1 protein-coding gene is annotated in these 1,039 nt (G+C 62.1%); it reads right to left on the bottom strand.

The genetic code is table 11. The features are described 5' to 3' along the window. Positions 1-115 precede the first annotated feature (115 nt). Positions 116-976 carry a 3-hydroxyacyl-CoA dehydrogenase family protein gene (locus NZM16_RS05195; protein ID WP_295448359.1) on the bottom strand — a complete coding sequence of 287 codons (861 nt, stop codon included), beginning with the start codon at positions 974-976 and terminating at the stop codon, positions 116-118. Positions 977-1,039: the final 63 nt, after the last annotated feature.

Below are 1,039 nucleotides of genomic sequence, written 5' to 3'. Positions count from 1 at the left end.
CGAAATTGGAGGTGCGATCCGTCACAAGGAAACACTACCCATGGGGCCGGGGCACCACCGGGGGCGGCGCTCCTGCCCCAAAATCCCCATGAGGGCTCAGAAATTGCCCGTGGCGTTAACGATAAACGTAGAACCCCCGTCCGCTCTTGCGGCCCAGCCATCCGGCGGCGACCATCCGACGGAGCAGCGGTGGGGCGGCATAGCGAGGGTCTTTGAATTCCTCAAACATCGCATCGGCGATGAACAGCAACGTATCCAGCCCTACGAAATCCATCAGGGCGAAAGGGCCCATAGGATGGTTCAGGCCCAGCTTGATGGCGGTGTCGATATCCTCCATCGTCGCAACGCCTTCCTCCAGGAGCCGGATGGCATCCAGGAGGTATGGGATCAGCAGACGGTTCACGATGAAGCCCGGGCGATCTTTGGAGAGCACCACCGTTTTGTTCAGACGCTCCGCCAGGGCTCGGCCCAGGGCCACCGTTTCTTCAGAAGTCTGCAGCCCCACCACGATCTCCAGCAGGGGCATCACCGGAACCGGATTAAAGAAATGGAGACCGATCACCTTCTCCGGACGCCGGGTCACACTTCCCAGCTCGGTGATGGAAAGGGAAGAAGTGTTGCTGGCCAGGATCGCGCGGGGCGAGCAGATGCGATCGAGCTCCGCGAAGACCCCCTTCTTGGTGTTCATCTCTTCGATCACCGCCTCGATGGCCAGATCACAGACCGCGAAGTCCGCCATATCCAGCGTGCCCCGGATGCGGCCCCATGCCGCTTCCATATCGGAAGCGCTCAGCTTCCCCCGCTCCACCGCTTTCGCCATGGAGGCCCGGATGCGGTCCAGCCCTTTCCGGAGGAGCTCTTCGTTCACCTCCCGGACGATGACATGGAAGCCCGCGCGGGCACATACCTCGGCGATCCCGGATCCCATCAGGCCGCAACCGACCACCCCAACGGTGCGCACATCCTGGATGTTCATAACGGCCTCCTTGGGGGAGGTTTGGGGGAACGTTGAATATTTGGGGCCGGTGGGGCCGCCTTC

The organism is Thermoflexus sp., assembly GCF_025055495.1.
Classification (GTDB): domain Bacteria; phylum Chloroflexota; class Anaerolineae; order Thermoflexales; family Thermoflexaceae; genus Thermoflexus.
Note: the sequence above shows the minus strand (reverse complement) of the source record. Positions and strands in the feature narration are given on the sequence as shown.

Excerpts from the sequence above, each read along its gene's own strand:
- NZM16_RS05195 (WP_295448359.1), bottom strand. The coding sequence starts at position 976 with ATGAACATCCAGGATGTGCGCACCGTTGGGGTGGTCGGTTGCGGCCTG.